21 protein-coding genes, 1 pseudogene and 2 riboswitches are annotated in these 21,481 nt (G+C 48.7%); of the genes and pseudogenes, 6 read left to right on the top strand and 16 right to left on the bottom strand.

The genetic code is table 11. The annotated features are described in order from the left end of the window. Positions 1 to 206: 206 nt before the first annotated feature. Both glmS and NST20_RS01550 read left to right on the top strand, forming a co-directional pair. Positions 207 to 2,042 carry a glutamine--fructose-6-phosphate transaminase (isomerizing) gene (gene glmS, locus NST20_RS01555; RefSeq protein WP_342399908.1) on the top strand — a complete coding sequence of 612 codons (1,836 nt, stop codon included), beginning with the start codon at positions 207 to 209 and terminating at the stop codon, positions 2,040 to 2,042. 296 nt (positions 2,043 to 2,338) lie between these two features. Continuing rightward, positions 2,339 to 3,280, top strand: a complete 942-nt coding sequence (locus tag NST20_RS01550; RefSeq protein ID WP_029142802.1) for a cation diffusion facilitator family transporter — start codon at positions 2,339 to 2,341, stop codon at positions 3,278 to 3,280. On the opposite strand, the gene NST20_RS01545 is transcribed toward NST20_RS01550, so the two are convergent. Both NST20_RS01545 and NST20_RS01540 read right to left on the bottom strand, forming a co-directional pair. After that, a complete protein-coding gene (locus NST20_RS01545) occupies positions 3,272 to 3,760 on the bottom strand; it encodes a hypothetical protein (protein WP_342399907.1) in 489 nt (162 codons plus the stop codon). The genes NST20_RS01550 and NST20_RS01545 overlap by 9 nt on opposite strands. Before the next feature lie 281 nt (positions 3,761 to 4,041). Continuing rightward, positions 4,042 to 4,935, bottom strand: a complete 894-nt coding sequence (locus tag NST20_RS01540) for an NERD domain-containing protein (RefSeq protein WP_342399906.1) — start codon at positions 4,933 to 4,935, stop codon at positions 4,042 to 4,044. A gap of 216 nt (positions 4,936 to 5,151) precedes the next feature. Between NST20_RS01540 and NST20_RS01535 the strand changes: the two genes are divergently transcribed. Next, positions 5,152 to 6,093, top strand: coding sequence for a DMT family transporter (locus tag NST20_RS01535; protein ID WP_342399905.1), 942 nt, complete (start codon positions 5,152 to 5,154; stop codon positions 6,091 to 6,093). Between the two features lie 123 nt (positions 6,094 to 6,216). Continuing rightward, a complete protein-coding gene (locus NST20_RS01530; protein ID WP_013858209.1) occupies positions 6,217 to 6,441 on the top strand; it encodes a hypothetical protein in 225 nt (74 codons plus the stop codon). A gap of 133 nt (positions 6,442 to 6,574) precedes the next feature. Further along, a riboswitch (cyclic di-GMP riboswitch) is annotated at positions 6,575 to 6,638 on the bottom strand. A gap of 254 nt (positions 6,639 to 6,892) precedes the next feature. Here the strand turns inward: NST20_RS01530 and NST20_RS01525 are convergent. Then, complete coding sequence (locus NST20_RS01525) at positions 6,893 to 8,485, bottom strand: long-chain-fatty-acid--CoA ligase (protein ID WP_342399904.1); 1,593 nt, start codon at positions 8,483 to 8,485, stop codon at positions 6,893 to 6,895. A gap of 233 nt (positions 8,486 to 8,718) precedes the next feature. On the opposite strand from NST20_RS01525, the gene NST20_RS01520 reads away from it, so the two are divergent. After that, positions 8,719 to 9,822: a glycerol dehydrogenase gene (locus tag NST20_RS01520; protein WP_013858206.1), complete on the top strand. Its 1,104-nt coding sequence runs from the start codon at positions 8,719 to 8,721 to the stop codon at positions 9,820 to 9,822. Positions 9,823 to 9,992: 170 nt separating this feature from the next. On the opposite strand, the gene NST20_RS01515 is transcribed toward NST20_RS01520, so the two are convergent. From NST20_RS01515 to NST20_RS01480, 8 genes are all read right to left on the bottom strand, one after another. Then, positions 9,993 to 10,175 carry a hypothetical protein gene (locus NST20_RS01515; protein ID WP_258922069.1) on the bottom strand — a complete coding sequence of 61 codons (183 nt, stop codon included), beginning with the start codon at positions 10,173 to 10,175 and terminating at the stop codon, positions 9,993 to 9,995. 61 nt (positions 10,176 to 10,236) lie between these two features. Continuing rightward, a complete protein-coding gene (locus tag NST20_RS01510) occupies positions 10,237 to 10,767 on the bottom strand; it encodes a YbaK/EbsC family protein (RefSeq protein WP_342399903.1) in 531 nt (176 codons plus the stop codon). Positions 10,768 to 10,904: 137 nt separating this feature from the next. Then, entirely contained in the window at positions 10,905 to 11,531 is a 627-nt protein-coding gene (locus NST20_RS01505) for an NAD(P)-binding protein (RefSeq protein WP_342399902.1), read from the bottom strand. Positions 11,532 to 11,847: 316 nt separating this feature from the next. Beyond that, positions 11,848 to 12,588 (bottom strand): sirohydrochlorin chelatase, encoded by a 741-nt coding sequence (locus NST20_RS01500; protein WP_061574580.1) that lies wholly within the window; start codon positions 12,586 to 12,588, stop codon positions 11,848 to 11,850. A gap of 6 nt (positions 12,589 to 12,594) precedes the next feature. Beyond that, on the bottom strand, positions 12,595 to 13,353 hold the full coding sequence (cobA, locus tag NST20_RS01495; protein WP_019720422.1) for a uroporphyrinogen-III C-methyltransferase: 759 nt from the start codon (positions 13,351 to 13,353) through the stop codon (positions 12,595 to 12,597). 127 nt (positions 13,354 to 13,480) lie between these two features. Further along, on the bottom strand, positions 13,481 to 14,206 hold the full coding sequence (locus NST20_RS01490; RefSeq protein ID WP_342399901.1) for a phosphoadenylyl-sulfate reductase: 726 nt from the start codon (positions 14,204 to 14,206) through the stop codon (positions 13,481 to 13,483). 91 nt (positions 14,207 to 14,297) lie between these two features. After that, positions 14,298 to 14,402, bottom strand: a riboswitch (SAM riboswitch). A 101-nt stretch (positions 14,403 to 14,503) separates the two neighbouring features. Beyond that, a complete protein-coding gene (locus tag NST20_RS01485; protein ID WP_019720423.1) occupies positions 14,504 to 14,683 on the bottom strand; it encodes a hypothetical protein in 180 nt (59 codons plus the stop codon). 29 nt (positions 14,684 to 14,712) lie between these two features. Continuing rightward, positions 14,713 to 15,018, bottom strand: coding sequence for a TIGR04104 family putative zinc finger protein (locus tag NST20_RS01480; protein ID WP_019720424.1), 306 nt, complete (start codon positions 15,016 to 15,018; stop codon positions 14,713 to 14,715). A 170-nt stretch (positions 15,019 to 15,188) separates the two neighbouring features. Between NST20_RS01480 and NST20_RS01475 the strand changes: the two genes are divergently transcribed. After that, positions 15,189 to 16,592, top strand: a complete 1,404-nt coding sequence (locus tag NST20_RS01475) for a glycosyl hydrolase family 28-related protein (RefSeq protein WP_342399900.1) — start codon at positions 15,189 to 15,191, stop codon at positions 16,590 to 16,592. A gap of 149 nt (positions 16,593 to 16,741) precedes the next feature. Here the strand turns inward: NST20_RS01475 and NST20_RS01470 are convergent, their stop codons facing one another. The 5 genes and pseudogenes from NST20_RS01470 to NST20_RS01450 all read right to left on the bottom strand — a co-directional run bounded on the left by NST20_RS01470 (position 16,742) and on the right by NST20_RS01450 (position 21,259). Then, positions 16,742 to 17,050 carry a hypothetical protein gene (locus NST20_RS01470; protein ID WP_342399899.1) on the bottom strand — a complete coding sequence of 103 codons (309 nt, stop codon included), beginning with the start codon at positions 17,048 to 17,050 and terminating at the stop codon, positions 16,742 to 16,744. A gap of 147 nt (positions 17,051 to 17,197) precedes the next feature. Continuing rightward, a complete protein-coding gene (locus tag NST20_RS01465; protein WP_342399898.1) occupies positions 17,198 to 17,509 on the bottom strand; it encodes a hypothetical protein in 312 nt (103 codons plus the stop codon). 39 nt (positions 17,510 to 17,548) lie between these two features. Next, entirely contained in the window at positions 17,549 to 18,967 is a 1,419-nt protein-coding gene (locus NST20_RS01460) for an NAD-dependent succinate-semialdehyde dehydrogenase (RefSeq protein ID WP_061574576.1), read from the bottom strand. Positions 18,968 to 19,198: 231 nt separating this feature from the next. Next, positions 19,199 to 19,546, bottom strand: a pseudogene (locus tag NST20_RS01455) (transposase); the annotation flags it as partial. A gap of 249 nt (positions 19,547 to 19,795) precedes the next feature. Further along, on the bottom strand, positions 19,796 to 21,259 hold the full coding sequence (locus NST20_RS01450; RefSeq protein ID WP_342399897.1) for a transposase: 1,464 nt from the start codon (positions 21,257 to 21,259) through the stop codon (positions 19,796 to 19,798). Positions 21,260 to 21,481 lie beyond the last annotated feature (222 nt).

The raw sequence follows: 21,481 nt of genomic DNA, 5'->3' as shown, positions 1-21,481 counted from the left end.
CTGGACGTCATCTGAATACCAGGTTTGGATGAGGCAAAAGGCGCAATCCGATCGGGTTGCGCTTTTTGTCCGTGTGCTCCCTGGTATGCTTTGGAAATCCCGGCATTTGCCTGCAGCACAATCGCTTTATTCCCCGCCCGGTTCATGTTAGCATGAAGGTAGGAATACACGTGATATAAGGAAAGCGATACGTTGAGGTGAAAAAGATGAGTGGAATCGTTGGGTACATTGGCAGACATTCGGCACAGCCGGTTCTGCTCGATTGCCTGAAAAAACTGGATTACCGGGGCTATGATTCAGCAGGCATTGCCGTCTCCGATATGAAAACCATCGGCGTCCGCAAAGAAAAAGGGCGCGTCGAAGATCTGGAAGCTTCCCTCCAGCTCGAACCGATTCCCGCCGGATGCCTTGGGATCGGCCACACAAGGTGGGCATCACACGGGATGCCGACCGTTGAAAATTCCCATCCGTTATGCGATGAAGAAGCACGTTTCTACGTTGTCCATAACGGGATCATTGAAAACTACCAGCAATTAAAAAAATTTCTTATCGCGCAGGGGCATCGTTTACAAACGGACACCGACACAGAAGTCATTCCGTATCTTCTCGCGCATTATGATACCGGCAATTTTGAAGAAACCGTGCGGATCGTCATTCCGCAATTAAAAGGTGCGTTTGCGCTTGCAATCATGGCAAAAGATCACCCGAACCAGATTATCGCCATTTCTTATGATAATCCACTCATTATCGGCTTTGGCAGCGGGGAAACGTATCTCTCCTCGGATATCCCGGCGCTGCTTTCGTATACAAAGGAAATTTATCCGATTAAAAACGGCGAAATGGCCATTTTGACCCAGACAAAAGTGGAAATTAAGACACTTTCCGGGGAGAAAATTCTGCCGGAAAAGACATCCGTGCGCTGGAATCAAGACGAACTCAACCTGCAGGATTACGGCCACTACATGTTAAAAGAAATCATGGAGCAGCCGGAAGCAATCAAGCGCACGTTAAAAGGCCGGTTAGCGGCCGGTGATGTCATTATTCCGGAAGTCGAGGAATTTTTCAAAGAACAGCAGCTTACCGATATTGAAAAAATTACTATTGTCGGCAGCGGCACCTCGCACCACTCCGGCATGATCGGCAAAAAGATTTTGGAGACGATGCTGGATATCCCAGTCGAAGCGGCGATTTCGTCTGAATTCAGCTGCGAACACGGCCATTTAAATGAAAAACATCTTGTCATTGTGATGAGCCAGTCGGGGGAAACGGCGGATACGATTTCGGCCTTGAAAAATGCGAAAAAATTCGGGGCACCGGTGATTGCAATTACCAATTATTGGAAAAGCACATTGGGAAGGAAATCGGACTGTCTCATTTATACACATGCCGGTCCGGAACTCGCGGTCGCCGCGACAAAAGCATACACCACCCAGATCACCGCACTCATTTTGCTTACGATTGTGCTGACGAAAAAACTGAACGGCCCTGGAAAGGATAAAATTCCTGTCCTGCTCGATGCCCTTCATTCACTCGCCGACGACGTGGAAAAATGCCTGGTGATGACGCAGGATGCCATCGACCAGTTTGCACAGGTCACAAACGACCAGGAGCATCTATTCCTGATTGGCCGCGGGCTCGATTATGTGCTGGCGCTTGAAGGGGCGCTCAAACTCCAGGAAGTCGCCTATCTCCATGCGGATGCCTACGCGGCGGGAGAAATGAAACACGGCACGATGGCTTTGATCACGCCGGGTGTTCCGGTCATTGCCCTTGCCACCCAGGAACATTTGCGCGACAAGGCCATAAACAATATTAAAGAAGTAAAGGCACGCGATGCATATGTCGTCGGGATTACGACGACGGGAGATGACGAAGTGAGCGCCGTTGTGGACGAAGTGCTCTACATTCCGGAAGCACACCCGTTTCTCATGCCGGTCCTGGCCGCCATCCCGCTGCAGCTGCTTGCTTATTATGCCGGCATCGTACGCGGCTATGACGTTGACCGCCCGCGCAACCTGGCGAAGAGTTTAACCGTCGAGTAAAGGGAAATCGCGTGAAACTTTTTCAGTCCATGCCTTTCACACAAAAACCGCCCGGGAAAAGTATCCTGGCGGTTTTTTCTCTTTCGAGGCAGGCTCCCATTTGATTTTTTATCATATAATAAGCATTATAAATAATTCCATTTCTTTTTGTTTACAGCAATAATCCCTAATCTATATTGATTCCCATTCTCAATTATTCAAAAAAAATTTATATTAATTGAGAATAAATACTATTCTTTTTCCTTTCTTCGTGCTACAATACAGGTGAAATAAGTTTACTCAGGAAGAGGTGTACGATGATGCCGGAATATGATTATCACCACCTTCCGCATGTCAAAGTCCAGTCCGCATCAAAAAAAGCGTTATGGGCAACGCTTGTCCTAACCTTGTTTTTCACGTTTGTTGAAATGATCGGCGGCCTGGTTTCGCATTCGCTTGCTTTGCTTTCCGACTCGGCACATATGGCTTCAGATGTCATTGCACTCCTCTTCAGCATGCTTGCTTTGTTTATGGCGACACGCCCGCCAAACCGCAAATATACATTCGGCTATTTACGGTTTGAAATCGTTGCATCGTTCCTGAATGGGATTGCGCTCATGGGCATTTCAATCGGCATTTTCATTGAAGGGATTAAGCGCCTCGTCCATCCGCAACCCATTGATTTTAAGTGGATGTTTCTCATTGCCATGACCGGGCTTGTTGTGAATATTATCCTCACCATTGTGCTGCACCGGAGCACAAAAGAAGAAGAAAACTTAAATGTCAAAAGCGCATTATGGCATTTTATCGGGGACTTATTGAATTCGGCCGGCGTGATTGTTTCCGCCCTGCTCATTTATTTTACGGGAATGAATTTCTTTGATCCGCTCATCAGCATCGCAATCGGCGGCGTCATTTTTTACGGCGGCGCCAAAATCGTCCGCGCTTCCTATTTGATCCTGATGGACACCGTGCCGGAAGGGTTTGATTTAGAGCAGATCCGCACAGATATGTATCAAATTGAGGGGATTGAAGACGTCCATGACATGCATCTTTGGAACATTACTTCCGACCATTGTTCGCTGACCGCCCATGTCTTTGTCAAGCATTCATCTGAACCGATGCGCGTCATTTTAGCTGTAAATCAGATGCTCGAACAAAAATACGGCATCCGCCATACGACCATCCAGACAGAAGACCCCGCCATCCATGACCATACCGATTATCTCCGGCAGAAAAACCGGACTGTTTCACTGTAGCTGCTGCTCAGCAGGTACAGTTTTTTTGTTTTCCAGCCAGACAACCCATTTGTAAAACCCGGCCACAATGAGCAGGAGGAACGGATTTACGAGCGCCGAAATGGTGAAATCCCACCATCCGTAATGAAAATAGCCCCATGGTGCCGGCAGCAGGGTGATCCACTCATACCCCAGCATCAGCACTTCCCAAACAGCAATATAAAGTATCTTTTTTGGCCATCTTTTTCCAAACGGAAACCAGTTAAGATACAAAATATTCACAGGCGGAAGCAAACAAATCATACCCGGGAGATTCTCCCAGTCCACCCCTTTTGTAAAATACCAGTAGCCATGGTACTTGTAATCGATATATACATCAAAAACCAGGTGGGAAGCTATGGTAAACGTCCAAATCTGTACGATCTGCCCGGGGGAAAGCCGCTTATTGGCCCAAAAAACAGCCAGATTAAAAACAATGAGGGAAACAACATACCCAATCATGTTTGATCCTCGCAATCAGCGTTACCGTTCTTTCAATAGCTTATGCACCCGCCGGTTTTCTATACAGCCGCCAAATGGGCAGTGGGGAAACGTATAGATTTGGGCTACTTGTACGCCAGGCCAATGCTTCTTAGTTTATGATTCAGAAACCAAAATTCCTAGTTTGTATTTTTATCGGGGCAGCCAATAATTATTCTGTTCCCCCGTAACCGGATGAAGATCTTTTTCCGGCGGGCTTCAAGCAAAGTGCCGGTCCTCCGGCTGGCATCACAGTTTACGGACTAATGCGCTGCCTCGCGCACGATTTGTGCCGCTGTTTGTGCATCCACGCGCAAAAAGGAACAAAGCGCTTCATCTGGCGCATCCCGGCCAAAAAGCAAATAGAACTCTTCTATCGCTTTACGGTGCGCATCTTTACTGGTATGCCCGCAAACCTGGCAGTGCCACGCGCCATTGTTAAAATCCATTTCAAAACGGCGGCACAGCGGACACCCGACCCCCGTATACATTTCGCTTTGGTCAACCGGCCACGGACAGATCCCCAGATTTTTGCGGCATTCCAGCAAATGCTTGTGCCATTTTTTAAAATGCTTGCCGTCCAGGACCAGCTGGCTGTATGTTTCCAGCATCTTTGTCACTTTATAAACAGCCTGGCTTGCTGGGCAGATCCTCAATTCATCTGCTGAATTGACAACAGGCATTTTCAACTCGGCCCCCTCATGGCAAAGGACAAGCAAATACTCCAGCGGCAATTCGGGTAAATGCCGCATCCGGGCCCATGTACACAAGATTTCTCTTTGTTTTTGCAGGCACGCAAACGGTTCCGGCCAGCCTTTTTCCTTCCCGCCTTTTTGCTGGATAAGCTGGGCAAAAGCCGGATCCGGAAAAATCGCGCCGGATAAATGATTGTAGCCTGTAATCAACACAAAATTTCGTGTGAGAATCAACCCGTCCAGGCATGTGTTTGTTATGGGGAGTGCATGGTAAACATAGAATTGGCCAGACGGAAGAATCTCCAAAAACCGGTCTGCCCGCTTCTCCCTTTTATATTTTGCATCCCACTTTTTTACATCCCTAGCAATCTGCCCATACAGCGGATGCCTTTCGGGCAGCCTCCCCAGCAGCGCCTCTCCCGCCCGGATTTGCGCGGGGTATTCCCGCTGTTTTACAATCACGTCCAACTTCCCCTTTTTTAATGATTTTTTTTATTTTATTCGCAGTGGGAGAATAAATATGTTAAAATTAAGAATATTGTGGTGGGAGGTGCTGTTTGTGCGTCTGTATTTTGATCGGTTTGAAAATGACCAGCCTGTTCGTTCCTGATGCGGGGGACGAACAGCCGCTTCGAAACCCCCGTCTGGCTGTTAGATAAAAAATAAAGACGGAGGTTGATGACTGTGAAAAACAAATGGGCAGGCGCACTTTGCCTCGCGCTTGCATCCGGCATCTGGGGCGGGATGTATGTGGTCAGTAAATATGTCTTGAACTTTGTACCGCCGCTTACGCTTTTATGGTTGCGGTATATGATCGGTTTTGCCGCACTGTACGCGCTATTGCATGCCGGCAGAAAGAAAAAGGGAAAGGCAAGCCTTGCAAAAAAAGACTGGCTGCTGCTTGCCTGGATCGGGTTTGTCGGCTATTTTGCATCCGTTGCCATGCAGTTTATCGGGACGCAAAAAGCGGATGCCCATACCGGCGCGATCATCACGTCCGCTTCTCCGGTTTTTATCGTGATATTCGCGCGCTTCATTTTAAAAGAAAAACTGACCGCGCGCAAAATATTGGCGCTGATTATCGCATCAGCGGGCGTTGTCATTGTGATCGGCTGGGACATCCATCTTCAAACCTATTTTTGGGGCAGCCTGATTCTGGCTGGAGCGATGATCACATGGGCACTTCTGTCCGTTTATGTAAAAGTGGCTTCCTGGAAAATGGATTCGTTAACCATTACAACCTACGCCATTTTGTTCGGGCTGCTGTTTACAACGCCTTTTGCCGCCCGCGAAGCCATGATGGCCTGGCCTGTATCATCGGGCGGTTTTTGGGGAATGGCAGGTATTTTGTATCTCGGCGTCATCTCTACAGCCGGCGCTTTCTTCCTGTGGAACAAAGGGCTTGAAATGGTAGAAGCCGGCAGCGGGTCACTTTTTATGTTTCTGCAGCCTGTCACCGGCTCTTTTCTCGGCTGGCTTTTGCTTCATGAAAGCCTGAACGGCCGCTTCTTTGCCGGCGGCGCCCTGATTCTGGCTGCGATTGCCATTTCATTGCTCCCGGAAAGGATGCGCCTCGTGCCCCGGATGGAAACGCAAAAAAAATATATCGGATTAAAATAGTAGCATAAGGCAAGGCCTGCCGCACCGGTCTTGCCTTTTTTGTTTCTTTTTTTTTGCGAATTTGCAGGAATTTTTGCCGCTTTTATCGAAAAAGGGGATAAAAAGGTTCCGGGAGGCAGAACAATGGATCGGTACAGTTGCTTGGCATATCTTTTGTTTCAAACTGGTGATGGCACGGTAAAAGAAGCGGCAATCCGCCTTGTACAGGGCAGCCTTACGCTTGAGGAAGCAAAAGCAGACAGCACGCTCAAGCCGTATCTGGAAGCATGTGAAAAACGGCTGAACATACAGCCGCCGGATGCCGGGCTGGTTTATGCATTTATGGCAAATTACGTATACGCCGTTTAAAATCTGGCAGGGCAAACCGGCGGACTTCTAAAAGGCATTGCCCCGCTTTGCTCCGAAAGCGGATTGTGCCGCCGCAAAACGTACGCCCTGCCTCTCCTAGTGGTTTTGCAAGTTTTGAGGTTCGTCCGCAGTTATAGGCAGGAAGTTCCCCTGTAGTTTTGCGTCTCCATTTTTCAATGGATTTGCCCCTTTGATATAGGTCTTTTATCCTATTATACTGTATTTCTGTCCAAAAGAAACCGTCAGTCAAAGGATAAGAAAGGGCAATTCGGTTAAAATTTGCCGTCTGCAGCTGCCGGAAACGTTTATGGCGGTTCCGCCAACGCCCCCGCCTCATCGCTGAAGAAGGGGCATGGATGCGGCATGCTTTCCGCTGTTTTACGCCGAAATGGCACGCGCTGTCCTGTGCTTTTCAGCGGCCTTGCGTTTTGCCGGATCTGTTTCCGGCATGTTAATTTACGAACCGCTCTGTTTTTCCGAGCTTTTCCCAGTATTCGTTACGCAGGCGGACTTTCTGGATTTTCCCGGATGCCGTTTTCGGCAGTTCCTCCACAAATGTCACACCCGTCACGGCTTTGAAATGGGCAAGCCTTTCCCTTGAAAAACGGATGATATCTTCTTCAGTGGCGGCCGCATCTGCCTTCAGGACGACAAATGCATGCGGGGTCTCTCCCCATTTTTCATGCGGAACAGCAATCACCGCCGCTTCAAGGATATCCGGATGTTCATACAGCACCCCTTCCACTTCAATAGAGGATATATTCTCACCGCCGCTGATAATAATGTCTTTTTTACGGTCGACGATATCGATATAGCCGTATTCATCAACGGTCGCCATATCCCCTGTATAGAGCCGCCCGTTCCGGATCGTTTTCATCGTTTCTTCCGGGTTTTTCCAGTATCCAAGCATAACGCCATGCCCTCTTACCGTGACCTCGCCGATTTCTTTTCCGTCATGGGCCACTTCTTCGTCGTTTTCCCGTAAAACCCGGACATCACTGCCGATCATCGGAAACCCGGCTTTCGCCCGCAACCGCAATTGTTTATCATGATCCAGCCCGCCAAGCTGCGAACGGATGACAGACACAAGGGTGAGCGGTGTGGACTCCGTCATGCCGTACACCTGGATGAATTCCCAGCCAAGCTCTTTTTCCACCCGTTCTACAAATGCAGGCGGCGGCGCAGCTCCGGCGATGACAACACGCACATCCTGTTCAATGGCGGGATGGTGTTCCGCATTGTACTGCAACAGGCTGTTCAGCACAGTCGGCGCCATATGCACCACCGTTACATGATGCCTGATGATTTCCGTGAAAATGGCTTCCGCCGACGGTTTGCGGAGGCATACATGGGCCGCCCCGTTTGCTGTATAGTAAAACGGCGAACCCCATCCGTTTACATGGAACATCGGGAGCACATGCAGATAGACATCGCGGTCCGTAACGCGCAAATGGTGCATGGCGCTTAATGCATGCAAATAATTATTGCGGTGGGTAAGCATCACGCCTTTAGGATTTCCGGTTGTTCCGCTCGTATAAAGCAGGCTGCACACATCGTTTTCATCGAGGCCGGCACGCGGAAACGGCTCAGGCGGAAATCTGTCCAGCCAACGGTCATAATCAATTTCAGCACAGTCATCCTCTTTATAGTGGATAATAATTTGCTCCACCGTTTCAAGCTCATCCTTTACCGGCTCGATCAAATGGTACATCTCCTGGTCCACAAACAATACTTTCGATCCGCTGTGATTTAAAATAAACCGGTAGTCTTCCGGGGTCAGCCGGATATTCAGCGGCACCATCACCGCCCCCAGCTGGAAAATCCCGTAAAAGCCTTCCAGCATTTCCACTGTATTCGGCGCGAGATAGGCCACCCGATCCCCTTTTTCAATGCCAAGATTTTTTAACCCGTACGACAGCCGGTTCACCCTGCCGTTCAGCTCCCGGTATGTAAACGCCCGGTCCCCGCAATACACCGCTGTTTTCCCGCCGTACAAAAGCACCGCGCGATCCAGAAATTCCGTCAACACCAACGGCACGTTCATGGACTCCCCTCCCATTTTCATTTTCTCCCTGTTTCCCCTTGCTGTTTAAAAACCAGCACTGTTGTATAACAATATTATAAAAGTTTATGAACGCGTTTTCAATCATCATATTTATTTGTTTTTTTATAACATTGGATGATCTTATTTTCACATCTTTTACCTTGGTTTCCGCTTACATTTTTAATATAATGAGAGTGTAGAAAGAAAAAAATGTTTAGGAGGCAGTACATGTTATGAAAATTCCTGTAAAATCCGTTACATCGCCGAAAAAGTTTATCGTAGGGAACGGCCTGCTTGCCAATTTATATGCGTACATAAAAGATTTGGGCGACAATGCCTATGTGATTTGCGACGAATTCATCCTCGGCCGCGCAAAAGAAGAAGCCGGAAAATCTGTCCGGGAAGGCGGCGGGAAAGCAACTTTCGAACAGTTCAATTATCAAACCACCCAGGAAGAAGTAGACCGTAACCGCCGGCTTGCACGTGAAGCAGGCGCCAATGTCATTGTCGGCATCGGCGGCGGAAAAACGCTTGATACCGCAAAAGCAACCGCTTATTATGAAAAACTTCCGGTTGTCATTTTTCCGACGATTGCCTCCACTGACGCACCGTGCACGGCCCTTGCCGTTCTTTACAAAGAAGACGGCGCTTTTGACCGTTACTTGTTCCTGCCGAGCAATCCGGATGTCGTGCTCGCAGACACGGAAATTTTAGCTGCAGCACCGGTCCGCTTTTTCGCCGCCGGGATCGGGGACGCGCTTGCCACTTATTTTGAAGCGCGCGCCTGCTACGCGGCAAACGGCGACAACCTTGTTTTAATGAAGCCATCCCTCACCGGCCTGGCCATTGCCCGCACTTGCTACGAAACGATTCTCGAAAACGGCGTAAAAGCAGTGGAAGCCGTGAAAAACAAAGTGCCAACCCGTGCAGTGCAGGATACCATTGAAGCGACCATCTATTTGAGCGGTGTCGGGGCGGAATCCGGCGGCCTTGCCGCAGCACACGCCATCCATAACGGCATGACCGCTGTCCCTGCCCTCCATCGTGCACAGCACGGCGAAAAAGTGACATTCGGCCTGCTCGCACAGCTCGTTCTTGAAAACGCGCCAAAAGAAGAGTTTGAAACGGTAATCCGCTTTATCAAAGCAGTTGGCCTGCCGCTGACACTGAAGGACCTCGGCGTTGAAGAATTTGTGGAAGCCGAATGGCGGAAAGTGGCGGAAGATGCCTGTGCCGAGGATGACACAATGGGCAACGAACCATTCCCGGTTACGCCTGATGATGTGTACAATGCCATTGTTGCCGCTAACGCCATTGCTGAAAAATACCATGACTAAATCAAAGCAGCTTATATGAACCCATAAAAACGGCGGGAAAACACGATTGTGTCTCCCGTCGTTTTTATTTATCACCGGCTGCTTTCATTCTGCTGTCGGAGCCGTTTTAAAAGCGGCATGGCGGCCAGGTGCTTGTTCCTTTTCAATCCTTTGATGGCGCGCACGGGCTTCTATCCCGAAACATCGAGATGGCTGGTTTTCATTCCTTTTCTATCCTGAAAAAATGCGATACTGATTTTCATTCCTTTACTGGTGCAGCGTTTATCCGGCGTGGCGGCAATCTGATCGCCCGCTTTTTCAAGTATGCCCGTGTTTTCGGGCAATTGCCAGCAGCCATGATGGATTTGCTTCATTTTCCGGCGCGTACCCGGGACCCCTTTCCGTCTCAAAGGCAAGTCTGAAGCGGCAAGCAGATTATTGCGGATCCGTTAAGGCGCCGGTCCCGGCTGCATGCTGGTAATCTTCCGCCGGTTCCCATCCTTTGCAGACATCCACCCATTTTTCGGCCTTCCCGTATGTATACAATTCTTCGCAGGTCAGTTCAATTGCCGAGTTGCCGCTCCCGCATGCCGGAAATACAGTCGTGAACCGTTTGAGTGAGACGTCCATATAGACCGGCAAATCTTTTTTCAAACCGAACGGGCAGACGCCGCCGACAGCATGGCCGGTATGCTCGAGCGTTTCTTCTGGTGACAGCATCCGCGCTTTCCCGCCGAATGTTTGCCGGAATTTTTTATTGTCGATTTTCGCATCTCCCGCAGTGACAACAAGAAGGGCTTCTTCCCCACCGGTACCCCTGAACGCAAGCGTTTTTGCAATCCGTTCCGGTTCCATGTGCAGCGCCTCAGCTGCAAGTTCAACCGTCGCGCCTGATGACGGCAGGACGAGCACCTCTTCTTCCCGGTCCCACTGCTTAAAATAAGCTTTGACATCTTCCAATGACATATGGCGACACTCCTTTTTGTGAAAATTTTAACCCTATTGTAACGGAAGCCATTCCGGGTTGCAAACGGGCTTGCCAAGTTTTTCGCCGGGCACACCGGCTGATTTCCCAAAGATGCGCGCTAATCTTCATTCGTTTTTCAGCGGGCAGTCCCTTGCATGCGGCTGCGAAAGAAAGACAAGGCTTCCTGCTGTTTTTCAGGCTTGCGGTATGCTTCTCCAAGCAGCTTTTCCAGCCACTCGCTTTTTTCCGATGCAGAAAACTGCGGCTGCTTCAGAAGCTGGCGGCACTCGTATAAAAAATCCACATATTGGGCGTAGTTCGTATCATAATGCCCGGATAATTCATTTACAATGCGGGAAGCCAGTTTCGGGCTTGCCCCGGCTGTAGAGACACTGATGGAAAGCCTGCCCTTTTGGAAAAACGCCGGAAAAGCAAGGTTGCCGCTTCCCGCACGGCCGGCATCGTTCACGAGGGCTTGGGCCGGGGCATGGGCAACAATCCGGCTGTTTGTCTCCGGATCATTTGTCGCTGCAACAACCACATCGGCCCCCCGGATGTCTTCCGTTTCGAATGTTTTCTGTTTCCAAATGAACGCGTGTTGTTGCGCCAAAACCTGCAATTCATCGTTCAGGTGCGGGCTTACGACTGTAACGCATGCCCCCGCTTCCTGCAAGAGCCGGAATCTGCGTGCCGCCACTTTTCCGCCGCCGATGACCACAGCCTGCTTCCCGTCTAAATTGACCATAACCGGTACCCAAGCCATTCCTGATCTCCTTTCCAGTTTATCCGGTGCAGAAACGCCTCGTACTTCCTGCCATTTTCGTGAATGTGCCCGTACGCTCCCTTTCCAGCGTTTCCTGGGGAGCCGGAACCGGGCAAGTGCCGGCATGCGCAATGGAGCGCCGGACCGCGGGCATCTTTCAGGCTGATCGGGCCCAAAAAAGTGCCGGTACGCACATTGAAACACCGCACCCAGGCATTTTTTAAACTGCATCTCCCCCAAATAAGGGAGGGGTTCACAATAGAAAACGCCGCAGGCTTCCCCCAGGCTTTCCGGGGGCAAAAAAGGTCCCGGAATCTCAAATAAAAGCCTCTGCACCCAACGCTTCCTTTGCCCGGGCGGCCAATGCGTCCGCCATATCTGGGTGACAGCCGAGATACCGTGCCAGCCGGATATCATATCCTTCCCGCTGCAGCATGCCCACTTTCTTTTCCAGCGACCGGACGAGCACGCCGGTGAACCAAAGATATGGGGCCACAACCACCGGGCGCCCGGCCACGGCCAGCTCCTTCAGCGCCTCATCAAAACGGGGCTCAAGAACCGCCAAATAAGCCGTTTTGATCTGTTCTGCCCCCAGTTGCACGCGCAGCCCGTCCGCAATTTTTGCAAAATCGCACAGTGTTTCCGGATTACGGCTGCCGCGTCCGACCAGCAGAATCCAGGCACCCGGAGGCATGCCGGTTTCCAAAATATTTTCCGCCAGGATTCCGGTGATCCGGTCCCCGACGCCGAGCGGGCGGCCGTACGTAAACACAATATGCGGATAACGTCGTTTCGCTTCCCGGATCGCACGCGGGATATCCTCATAATAATGCCCGGCACTCAGCAGCAATACCGGCACAACGGCGATACGCCCTGCGCCGCCCCGGACAAGCGCATCAATCCCTGCTGCAATATCCGGTTCCGCAATTTCCAGATAACAAATTTCCTGGAGATCCGCATCCACCTGTGCCATCGCTTGCCGGATTGCCGCTGTTGCTTCCCGGGCGGTTTCGGGCACACGGCTGCCGTGGCTGACATATAAAACACCTTGTTTCATACCCGTTCACCCGGTACAGGCCGGAGCAGCGGAAAGCTGTTCAAACCATTTCAACTCATCGCGCAGTTTTACCACTTCTCCGATGATCAAAAGCGATGGGTTGCGCAACCCGTCCGCCTTTTCACTTAAATTTCCAAGCGTGCCGACCGCGGTTTCCTGTTTTTCCGTCGTGCCCCAGCGGATAAGTGCAGCCGGCATGTCCGGCGATTTGCCGTGCTTTATCAGTTGCGCACAGATGAGCGGCAGATTTTTCACGCCCATATAAATGCAAAGTGTATCAATTCCCGCATATTTGGACCAGTATGCATCAAGGTCTTCGCCTTTTTTCGTGACGCCCGCGATAAAAGCAACGGATGTACTGAGCCCGCGGTGGGTGAGCGGAATGCCGGCATAGGCGGGCACGGCGGAACCGGCCGTAATCCCCGGAACGATTTCAAACGGAATATGCTTTTGCACCAGTACTTCCGCCTCCTCCCCGCCTCTGCCGAATATAAACGGATCGCCGCCTTTTAAACGGACAACAGTTTTGCCTTGGTTGGCAAACTTCACAAGCAGGTGGTTGATCGTATCCTGCGACATCGTATGGGCGTCCGGCTTTTTCCCGCAGTAGACGAGTTCCGCATCCGGCCTTGCTTCTTTTAACAGATCCGGATTCACCAGGCGGTCATATAAAATGACATCCGCTTCCCGGATCATGCGCAATCCTTTCACTGTGATCAGTTCCGGATCGCCGGGCCCTGCCCCGACTAAATATACTTTTCTCATTTCTTCACCTGCTTTAAACTTAATCGGATAACTGGTTGGTTTGGTTTATGCGCCCACTTCTCCCGGAGTGGCTGTAGCAGCGGCTTAGAAGGGATGGCCGTTTTTGCCGCAGCACCACCGGGCAGCCTTATTTTTTCTGAACCGTATGCAGCCCGCATTCGGTTTTATGAAAGCCCGCCCATCTTCCTGCTCTTGAGTCGCTGTTTCCGACAGCACGTGTGCACGGGAAACAGCCGATGCTCGGATATCCCTGGTCATGCAATTCGTTATACGGAAGATGATGGGACTTGATATAGTTCCAAACGTCATCCCATGTCCAATGAATCAGCGGGCAAATTTTAATCGAATGGAACCTTTCATCTTTATTGACAAAATTCGTTTTCGCCCTCGTCGGCGATTGCTCCCGCCGCAAGCCGGATATCCAGGCCGCCGCTCCCTGCAGCGTTTCTTCAAGCGGCTTGATTTTCCGGATATAGCAGCATTGGTCCGGATCCCTTTTCCAAAGGGCAGATCCGTATTGCGCCGCCTGTTCATCAAGCGTAAGCGACGGTTTTTTCATTTGGATATTTAAAGCCGGATATTTCTTTTTTACTTTTTCAATCAATTCGTAAGTCTGCGGAAAGTGCAGGTCCGTATCCAAAAATACGATATCCGCATCTTCTCTGACTTTCGAAATGAGATCAATCAGCACCATTCCTTCTGCGCCGAAGCTGCACGCATATACCACTGATTTACCGTACGTGCCATATGCCCACTGCAAAATTTCCAATGCGCCCTTTGTTTCATCTTCCGGCACGAACACTGCAAACGGATCCGACGTAAACTGTTCATATGTGAGCCGCGTTTGCTCCACTCTATTCCCTTCTTTCTTATTCGATTACTAAGGATTAAACGACAAAAATCTTCTTACCCTGAAGTAAGAAGATATCCATTCCCGGGAAATCTTCTTATCTTTCAGGCCACCACCTGCAGGAATTGGCACAGTACCCGTTTTCGGACCTGCTGCCGAGGCTTCACAGGGCCCTTCCCTCCACCTCTCTTGATAAGAAAATAACAACATATAAGCTTGAAGTTTATTGTATACCTTCTTATGCTATTCGTCAACGAAAAATTCTGATAAAGAAAATAAGGCCCATTTTCACGAAAAGTGTTACATGTAGTTTTGGGCCACCTTTTTCTTTCTCATTTGATGAAATGGTTTCCAATCTTTACTTGCATGTGTTTTTTTCAAATCTTGCTCTGTACCAAATCGGTTCATCAATTCACCTTTAAACTTGCGGCGTACCGGCTCAGCTCCGCGTTTCATCATCACCTGGATTTTTGAAGCCATTTAAAAGGGCGACAACTATTCGTTCCCTTTTACCATAGAAGCCTTTCTTTATGATCAAACGAATAAACATAAGGCATCATAAGAATCAAACAAGCCCAAATAATGATGATTAGTGTTATGAATGCAATTTTTGGAATGCCCAATATCATTAGTCCAAATGAGATGAAAAAGCAAAGCAGGGAAAAATATCCAACTTTATTTCGAAACTTCAAACTTGGATATAACTTGGCTTTACAATTTGGACATTCTATGGTTTGGTCAAACTTCCATAATCTCTTAAAGATATAAATCCACTTAAATGGATGGTTACAATCAGAACATTTTGGCAGGCTCATTGACTTCCACCTTCCTTTTCTTCGATTTTAACATAAAATTCAATCTTTTTTATGCCAACAACAATGATTTAGAAAAGAGTCTTCCTTTTTCAGTGCGTTTTCCAACCTGCGGGGGTATACTACATATATCCAATGACAGAGACTGAATGAAGGCAAAGCGGGGTGAAAAAATGATTCATTTGGATAAGCATCATGACCCCCGGACAAACGGCATGCTGCTGCGCCAGCTTTCACGCAGGGCAGTCCAGCCGGGTACCCTAATCCAGGAAAATGAAGCGCTTTTTCAAAAATACTGCCAGCCGGAATTTCACAAACCGTTTTCCCTTTCACGGCTGCTGCTGAACCGGAGATATCCGGTTGAACCGTATAAAACCCTTGCAGATCAGAACGGCCTTGTCTACCCGGAATGGAAAACGATATTGGATCAAGAATACAGCCGGCTGCTGTCTGTGGCATCCCGTACAGTCAATGTGGCAGATTTCGGGGCTGCCGGCGATGGAAAAACCGACTGCACAGCGGCATTCCAAAAAGCACTGGGAAACGGCCGCGTGAAAGTGATCGTACCGGAAGGCGTTTATCTTGTAAAGGGGCTTAAGCTGCCTTCATGGACATGCCTTTGCGGCAGCGGAAAAGGCGTAACAGTCATCAAACTCCATCCGCATGCGCCGAAAAAAACGCGTCTTATCCAAAACGCCCATTTCCACCGCGGCAATCACCATATATCGGTGGAAGGGCTCTCGCTGGACTGGAATGTCGAAAGGCTCGGAAATGAGGAAAGAACGGCAGCAGGAAATAACCGTTCAAGCTGTCTGACTTTTGCGCACGTCACGTTCGGCTGGGTGAAAAATGTGGAGGCGGCGGGGGCCGGCCTGCATGGTTTTGATGTATCGTCTGCCCGGTATCATTATTTGGGCGACGGCTTTCTCGCCCCGGGAAGGAGCCGCTATATCTGGCTGGACGGGCTCACGGCAAGCGGATTCGGTGATGACGGCATTACCACCCACCATAGCGACTATTGCTTTATCTCAAATTCTTTCTGTTACAACCCGAGTGGAAAGGCCCACAAAAAAGGGTTTTCCAACTCCAATGGCATTGAGATTGATGACGGGTCGCGCCATGTCTGGCTTTACAATAATGCTTCAAGCGGCTGTTTCGGAGGTGTCGAAATCAAAGCCCACCACAATGCTTCGGCTGCTTCTCATGTCCACCTTTACGGCCATCTTTCTGTCCGCGACAACCGTTCTTTCAATTTCCGGCATATCGGCCACCATAAAGGTAAGGATAGCGATTCGAAAAGCGCGGACCATATTGTGGCGGCCAATCTTGTTTCCATCGCGCCGGTGTTTACGGATTTATATGAAGGTTCAACGCCGCGCAGCCTCGTTGTTTCCGCTTACCGGAACGTTGTCATTAACGGGCTGACAGCACTTGGCGACCCGGATTACGATTTCAAGGGAAATCCTGTTGTCGCCATCCAGTACCGTGCAAAAAATGTTATCTTGAAAAATGTAGAAATCAGCGGGTTTCAAAATGCGAAACGGATCAGGGGCAAAGACAAATGCGTACTGTTGTAATGCTCGATCAATTCAGAGAGAGAATCTGCGCGGAAATCTTTCCTTTGTCTGAAGAAAACCGAATTCCGGTCGAATCTTTGCAATCCCAGTCTGAATCCTGGAGAGTAGCTGTAGTGCTTGTTTGGTGAAGAAATGTTCTTTGGCCTACCCTAAAAATTGTGCCGGCCTATTTTCATTCTTTTGCCCATTCCGTATCCAATGCGGCAGGCTTCTATTTTGAAAATATGCGTTTGCCCATTTTCGTTCTCTGGTGTCGCCGCGCCCGCCGCAGCATGGATGGGTGTCCTGAAAATACGTGCCGGCTGTTTTATCCCTCTTGCGGCAGAGGCGTTTTTTTCGGATGATGATTTCCGAATATTTGTCATTTTTAATCCTCTATAAAAATCATTTCCCGGGGAAACTTGGTGTCTTTTGTCATGATGATGGCGTCGAAAAACATTTCTATACAAAATTTTCACCGGCTTTGCTTCATCCTGCAAGTGAAAGACGCTCCAACAGGACATTTGATCTTCCGCGGAGCCAATGCGCGGGAGTTTGTTGCGATATGTCTTTCATTGCCCACGTGTCGAAAATTTTGTTGCAAGTTGTCTCTCATCGTGTTTGTTTTATCTTCTTTTTACCATAAAGGACGCTTTCCCGGGAAATTTGCTGCATTTTGTCTTTTTACCGGCCACTGCCCGGATGCCCTTTGTCCTGAGGCTGGGGCATTGGGACCTAGGCCTGAATCTTTTTTTAAAGTTTTCTTGAACCGGGGTTGGGATGGCCTTTGTCTTGTCGAAGAACTCTAAAAGACTAACGGGCACTACCCGGATCTTAGTGGGCTTCCCGGCATTGGAAACCAAGTTTAATTCTTTTTTGCCGAAATATTTCGTCCTCTTCCCGTAATCGGTTTGGAACCAAAAAAGCGGAACCCCCATTTAGGGATCCCGCCTATTTCGGTGTGCCGGGCCAGGCACTTATAAACCGAGGGAAATATATTTGACTTCCAAAAATTCTTCTATACCGTAACGGCCGCCTTCCCTGCCGAGGCCGCTCTGCTTGAAACCGCCGAATGGAGCCTGCGGCGTGGACGGAAGCCCGTCGTTCAGCCCGACAATGCCATACTCCAGCCCCTCTGCAATTTGAATGCCTTCCGAAATATTTTCCGTAAATACATACGCAGCAAGACCGTAAATGGAATCATTGGCACGCCGGATCGCTTCATCAATATCCGTAAATTTCGTTACCGGTGCAAGCGGCCCGAATGTTTCTTCTTTCATGCATATCATCTCATCGGTAACATTGGAAATGACAGTTGGTTCAAAGAAAAGCCCATCTTTCGCGCTGCCGCCTGTTTCCACGGTAGCTCCCTTTTCCACCGCGTCTTTGACGTGATGTTCTACTTTTTCAACCGCATTCCGGTCAATCAGCGGCCCGATATCCGTGCCTTCTGCAAGTCCGTCCCCGACACGGAGCGCTTTCACTTTTTCTGTGAATTTCTTGGTAAAAGCTTCATACACTTCTTCCTGTACATATATGCGGTTCGAGCATACACAAGTCTGGCCGGCGTTGCGGAATTTTGCAGCGACCGTGCCCTCAGCAGCTTTATCGAGATCCGCATGTTTCGTGATGATAACCGGTGCATGCCCGCCAAGTTCCAGCGACACTTTTTTCACCGTGTCAGCTGAACCGCGCATCAGCTCTTTCCCGATTTCGGTCGATCCGGTAAAAGTAAGTTTGCGGACACGCTCATCGGCAAGCCACGTGTCCCCGATTTCCTTCGCACTCCCGGTTATCACATTCATGACGCCTTTCGGAATGCCGGCTTTTGCAGCAAGCTCAGCAAGCTTCAAGGCAGTAAGCGGTGTCTGCTTTGCCGGTTTGATGACAACGGTGCAGCCGGCAGCAAGCGCAGGTGCAACTTTGCGGGTAATCATGGCAGCCGGGAAATTCCACGGGGTAATTGCCGCGACAACGCCGACCGGCTGTTTATGGACAAACAGGCGTTTATTGGTAGCGGATGCCGGAATCGTTTCGCCATACACACGCTTTCCTTCTTCGGCAAACCACTCGATAAAGCCATTTGCGTAACGCATTTCCCCGAGTGCTTCCTTGAGCGGCTTGCCCTGTTCAATGGTCATCGTCCTGGCAAGCTCGTTTTCATGTTGACGGATCAGTTCAAACCACGTGCGGAGGTAGGCACTTCGTTCATAGGCAGAAAGCGCCGCCCACGCCGGAAAAGCCGCATGCGCCACGTCAACAGCGAGCTTAGCTTCCTTTTCCCCGCCTTTTGGAATCGTCGCAATCACTTCGCCGGACGCAGGGTTGTCCACTTTGATTTTTGGCAGTCCTTCCCCCGTCCATTCACCATTCAAGTACATCAAATAGTCTTCCATAGCTCCATCTCCCTTCGAGTAATAGTTTACGATTTTTCAGATGATTTTTCCTGTTTTATGATTGCAAAATTTGTTTCGCATGGCAGGTGTGTTCGTGATTTCAGAAGTGAACTACCCACCACTTATTGACCTTGCGGTCTAATTGAAGTGGGGGCTTCTCGACTTATCGTTGCTTTTACTAGCCAACGAAAACTGACCGAGCTAACCCTCTTGTTCCAAGAGTTTTGTTACTTATGATAACGCTAATAAGCGTATACCTTCATTTTTGATATTGATTGCTGAATTATAGTCGCGATCTGCCACATAACCGCACGAACAACGGTAGGTGCGTTCAGATAGTTTCACAGGTTTTTCTGCACCACAACAAGAACACTTCTTAGTGGAGGGAAACCACTTATCAATTTTCACAAGTTGTTTCCCTTGTTCTTTTAGCTTATACGCTAAGAAAGTAGTGAACATCCCCCAACCGTTGTCGTGAACGCTTTTCCCAAAGTGAAGGGCTTGAGACATCCCTTTCATGTTCAAGTCCTCAATCACGACAGCATCAAAGTTAGAAGCTAATTCTTTTGACTTATGATGAGAGCCTCTGCCAAAATAAAAATATACCCTTGAGCGAGGCTCTGGAAAATTAATTATCCCGATTTTTTTTTGCCTTTTCATCCAGATTTTCAATTTACATCCAGATTTTCAATTCAATAGAAGTAAAACGGTCATTTTTCTTCAAAAAAAGGGCATACGTATCCCGCCTTCACAAAATGGTTTTTTTCACTACCCTTTGTGGAAAGAAAACGTTCATTTGAGTTATTCACATATCCACCTGTGAATAACTTAATTTGCTCTTTGCAGCCGATTGCGTGTCCATCCACAATTGGCCTTTCCAGTCTGATGGTACGCCATATTTGCCATGATATGCATAGATATCATGCATCGATCTACATGAGCTTCAACTGCCTGTTTCCCACGCTTGTGAACACGACGGAGACTGTATCCGTCTTTTAGAATGCCAAAGATTCTTTCGATGATCGTCCTGGCACTATATAACACTTCAAATGTGCGCCCATGTTGCGGCAACTCGACATCTACTTGAGGCGTTTGATCAAAGTCTATCCTAAATACTCTTCCTTGTGCTGCCCCATTACAACATTCCGCGTGATTCGCTAGCGGGCAGGTGAGACCTTCTTGCTTGGCATTTGGATGAAATACAGGACAAGTGTAAATATATTGCCCCTTTTCCCGATCAGATCCTCTAAGTTCCATTTTATGTCCACTGATACAGATGGGAGTGCCGTACCGGTTGATTTTTTCAATCCCCCGGGCGGTAGTTGGTTTATCTTTACGGTTCCGTGGATTGATCGGTGCCACCAATTTCGCCTGTAATACATCCTTTGTCACTTTTTGATTTTCCGGCGTTTGGTAGATTCCATCTGCCAGGATAAAGCTCAACTGCTCAGCCATCTCGGGGTGCTCTGTCTTAAACGTTTCCAATGTCGGTTCTAATGTTTTCCCATCGGGTGTATTTCCTTTAAATACTTCCCGCGTCAAAGGCAAACCGGATCTCACCCCGCATACCATTGATAATTTATGCGCAATATAGGAGACTGCATTACTTTTACGCATTACCCCTACATTGTCGTCCGTAAGGACTCTGGGGCAATCGCAATTACCCTCACAAGAACACGTCTTCCTTGTTTTATTCAAGGTTGCTTCTGCCTCTATATGCGATGTATCCACGGCGGCTGCTTCCTCATTCGTTTCAACCACGCCTTCCCCTTTATTATATTCAACAACCAATAGCCGGGCTTTTTCCCAAAGACCATTTGTTGTCATGATTTGATCAAAACGAGCAAAGGAACGGTAGCTCGGAATTTTCTCCGTAAATCCACACATGGTGGCAAATAGCGGGTTTGATTTCACTTGCAAATAGACACTCTCCACCATCACTTCAATATACTGTAAAGAGGCCAGTTCAAAAGCACGAAAAAAGGGCATGAAAGGATGCGGTTTTCTCCCAGTGGAAGGGAGATGAAATAATGAAGACGCAGACTTGTCTTCTTCCTCCGTTATTGAAAATAGTGCCGGTTGTATTTCATTAGAAGGATCATGTGCTCTTTCATTTTTTAGGTGCAAATATAAAAGGGTGTAGTATTCTCGTTCAATCGGCTTAAAAATCTCCCATGGGAAACACATGGCTGGAATGACAAATGGTATATCGGCATAGTCTTGCCAATTGTGGGGAATCAAATTTTGTTGTATTGAAAAGTCTCTGGTTTGTGTTAGAATAGAAATAGTCATGAAATCACTCCCTGGATATTTGATCGTACTTATATCTTAGCAAAGGAGTGGCTTTCATGGCTCTTTTTTTTCAAAAAAAATCATCCTTTTCCGTTTTACAATATTTACCACAGGAATGAGTAGCCTAATCTATTGAAACCCGCCCAAAACCGACAAAAGTGGAAAAATTTAGACACTTATAACAAATAAATTTACCCCATTAAAATCAAAAACTCACATTTT

Origin of the sequence: Weizmannia sp. FSL W8-0676 (assembly GCF_038593015.1) — a bacterium.
Lineage (GTDB): Bacteria > Bacillota > Bacilli > Bacillales > Bacillaceae_C > Weizmannia > Weizmannia coagulans.
The sequence above is the reverse complement of the archived record's forward strand: the minus strand, read 5'-3'. Positions and strand labels throughout refer to the sequence as shown.

Excerpts from the sequence above, each read along its gene's own strand:
- glmS (WP_342399908.1), top strand. The coding sequence starts at position 207 with ATGAGTGGAATCGTTGGGTACATTGGCAGACATTCGGCACAGCCGGTT.
- NST20_RS01550 (WP_029142802.1), top strand. The coding sequence starts at position 2,339 with ATGATGCCGGAATATGATTATCACCACCTTCCGCATGTCAAAGTCCAG.
- NST20_RS01545 (WP_342399907.1), bottom strand. The coding sequence starts at position 3,760 with ATGATTGGGTATGTTGTTTCCCTCATTGTTTTTAATCTGGCTGTTTTT.
- NST20_RS01535 (WP_342399905.1), top strand. The coding sequence starts at position 5,152 with ATGACTGTGAAAAACAAATGGGCAGGCGCACTTTGCCTCGCGCTTGCA.
- NST20_RS01530 (WP_013858209.1), top strand. The coding sequence starts at position 6,217 with ATGGATCGGTACAGTTGCTTGGCATATCTTTTGTTTCAAACTGGTGAT.
- NST20_RS01525 (WP_342399904.1), bottom strand. The coding sequence starts at position 8,485 with ATGAACGTGCCGTTGGTGTTGACGGAATTTCTGGATCGCGCGGTGCTT.
- NST20_RS01520 (WP_013858206.1), top strand. The coding sequence starts at position 8,719 with ATGAAAATTCCTGTAAAATCCGTTACATCGCCGAAAAAGTTTATCGTA.
- NST20_RS01515 (WP_258922069.1), bottom strand. The coding sequence starts at position 10,175 with ATGAAGCAAATCCATCATGGCTGCTGGCAATTGCCCGAAAACACGGGC.
- NST20_RS01510 (WP_342399903.1), bottom strand. The coding sequence starts at position 10,767 with ATGTCATTGGAAGATGTCAAAGCTTATTTTAAGCAGTGGGACCGGGAA.
- NST20_RS01505 (WP_342399902.1), bottom strand. The coding sequence starts at position 11,531 with ATGGCTTGGGTACCGGTTATGGTCAATTTAGACGGGAAGCAGGCTGTG.
- NST20_RS01500 (WP_061574580.1), bottom strand. The coding sequence starts at position 12,588 with ATGAAACAAGGTGTTTTATATGTCAGCCACGGCAGCCGTGTGCCCGAA.
- cobA (WP_019720422.1), bottom strand. The coding sequence starts at position 13,353 with ATGAGAAAAGTATATTTAGTCGGGGCAGGGCCCGGCGATCCGGAACTG.
- NST20_RS01485 (WP_019720423.1), bottom strand. The coding sequence starts at position 14,683 with ATGGCTTCAAAAATCCAGGTGATGATGAAACGCGGAGCTGAGCCGGTA.
- NST20_RS01480 (WP_019720424.1), bottom strand. The coding sequence starts at position 15,018 with ATGAGCCTGCCAAAATGTTCTGATTGTAACCATCCATTTAAGTGGATT.
- NST20_RS01475 (WP_342399900.1), top strand. The coding sequence starts at position 15,189 with ATGATTCATTTGGATAAGCATCATGACCCCCGGACAAACGGCATGCTG.
- NST20_RS01465 (WP_342399898.1), bottom strand. The coding sequence starts at position 17,509 with ATGGGGGTTCCGCTTTTTTGGTTCCAAACCGATTACGGGAAGAGGACG.
- NST20_RS01460 (WP_061574576.1), bottom strand. The coding sequence starts at position 18,967 with ATGGAAGACTATTTGATGTACTTGAATGGTGAATGGACGGGGGAAGGA.
- NST20_RS01450 (WP_342399897.1), bottom strand. The coding sequence starts at position 21,259 with ATGACTATTTCTATTCTAACACAAACCAGAGACTTTTCAATACAACAA.